Here is a 1,536-nt window from a genome sequence, read left to right as displayed (position 1 = left end):
ACGACGACCGCGCGGCCCGTGTAGGGCCGCAGGGGGGCGAGCAGGTCCTCGTGGGCGTGGGTCACGGGCGCATTGTAGGGCAGGGCCACCGCGTTCTCGCCCCGGTGGGCCCTAGAATGCCCGCATGAGTCCACGCGCGGGTGAGCCCGCTCCCGAATTCGACGCCGTGAGCGACGACGGACGCCGTGTGCGCCTCGCGGACCTGCGGGGGCGCTGGGTGGTGCTGTTCTTCTATCCGAAGGCGAGTTCGGTCGGCTGTTCCGTGGAGGCGCGCCGCTTCGAGGAGGCCGCGCCGGAGTTCGAGCGGCTCGGCGCGACCGTGGTGGGCGTCAGCACGGACACGGAGGCCGCGCAGGCCCGCTTCCGGGATTCGTGCGGGCTGTCGTTCCCGCTGCTGCCCGACGGGGACCGTTCGGTGTGCCGCGCGTACGGCGTGATGGGCGGCCTGACGGGCCTGCTCGGCGTCGCGGACCGTCAGACCTTCCTGATCGACCCGCAGGGGCGGGTGGCGCGGCACTGGCGGCGCGTGAACATCACCCGGCACGCGGCGGACGTGCTGGCGGACCTGCGGGAACGCGCGGGCGTCCCCGCCATGGGCGAGGGCTCGCCGGGCTGAAGCGGGTCTAGAGCCCGACGCGCGCCTTGAGGTTCGTGAGGTCGAGGCGGTCGCTCAGGGACGTGGACCCCTGCGTGAGCACGAGGCCGAAGTAGCTGTGGTTCTCGCGGATGGAGGTCTGGAGCGCAGCCCCGCCGAGCTGCACGCCGCCCGCGCCGACCGCGAGGGTGCCGGCCCTGAAGTTCGCCTCGTCGGCGACGCGGCCGCTGCACTCGATGTAGTCTCCCCTGTCCTGGCAGCGGGCCGTGTCGCTTCTCAGGGCGGCGAGGTCCGTGCGGACGTACACGTCCGCCCGCTGGAAGTTGCCGAGACCCAGGGTGGTGGTGTACTTCGCGTCCCCCGTGACGTTCACCGTGACGGCCGAGGGGAGCCGCGCGGTGAACCCCTCGAACTGGTCTCTCGTGAGGTACACGATGCGGTTGGCGTCGGCGGAGGCGGGCGGGAGGTAGAGGGTGGAGTCGGGCAGGTCCACGGTCTTGAGGGTGATGGTGCCGCACGCGGTGAGCGCGGCGCCGAGGGCGGCGAGGAGGACGGCGCGGGGAGCGGTCATGTGCCGAGTCTGGCAGGGCCGGGCGGGCACGCGCAAGCGCCCCGCGTCCAGCAAGGGTTGAGCGTCAACAGGTCACGAACGTCGGCGCGCGCCGCGCCTATACTTCGTCGATGACTGGTCACACGAGAACTCAGGGGACGGGCGCCTCCGCGCGGGCGCCGCGGGTGCGGCTCAAGGCGGGCCGAGAGCGGCGCGTGCTGGGCCGCTACCCCTTCGGACACACGGGCGACATCCTGGAGGCCGACGCGGGCATCACGCCCGGCGAGGTCGTGGACGTGCACGCCGAGAGCGGCACGTTCCTGGGGCGCGGGTACTTCAACGCGGACGCGCAGACGCCGCTGAGGATGCTGACGCTGGAGAAGGAACCGAT

The 1,536-nt window shown here is 72.7% G+C and carries 2 protein-coding genes and 1 pseudogene; 2 read left to right on the top strand and 1 reads right to left on the bottom strand.

Annotated elements, in window-relative coordinates; translation table 11 throughout:
- Window positions 1-124 precede the first annotated feature (124 nt).
- Window positions 125-616, top strand: a complete 492-nt coding sequence (locus DEIPI_RS0100015) for a peroxiredoxin (RefSeq protein WP_027480430.1) — start codon at window positions 125-127, stop codon at window positions 614-616.
- 7 nt (window positions 617-623) lie between these two features.
- On the opposite strand, the gene DEIPI_RS0100010 is transcribed toward DEIPI_RS0100015, so the two are convergent.
- Window positions 624-1,166 carry a hypothetical protein gene (locus tag DEIPI_RS0100010; protein WP_027480429.1) on the bottom strand — a complete coding sequence of 181 codons (543 nt, stop codon included), beginning with the start codon at window positions 1,164-1,166 and terminating at the stop codon, window positions 624-626.
- 110 nt (window positions 1,167-1,276) lie between these two features.
- On the opposite strand from DEIPI_RS0100010, the pseudogene DEIPI_RS27200 reads away from it, so the two are divergent.
- A pseudogene (locus tag DEIPI_RS27200) lies at window positions 1,277-1,536 on the top strand (hypothetical protein); the annotation flags it as partial.

The sequence above is a fragment of the Deinococcus pimensis DSM 21231 genome (assembly GCF_000519345.1).
Lineage (GTDB): Bacteria > Deinococcota > Deinococci > Deinococcales > Deinococcaceae > Deinococcus_A > Deinococcus_A pimensis.
This window is presented reverse-complemented; position numbering and strand designations above follow the sequence as displayed.

Bases quoted from the DNA above. Each gene is read 5' to 3' on its own strand.
- DEIPI_RS0100015 (WP_027480430.1), top strand. From the start codon at position 125: ATGAGTCCACGCGCGGGTGAGCCCGCTCCCGAATTCGACGCCGTGAGC.
- DEIPI_RS0100010 (WP_027480429.1), bottom strand. From the start codon at position 1,166: ATGACCGCTCCCCGCGCCGTCCTCCTCGCCGCCCTCGGCGCCGCGCTC.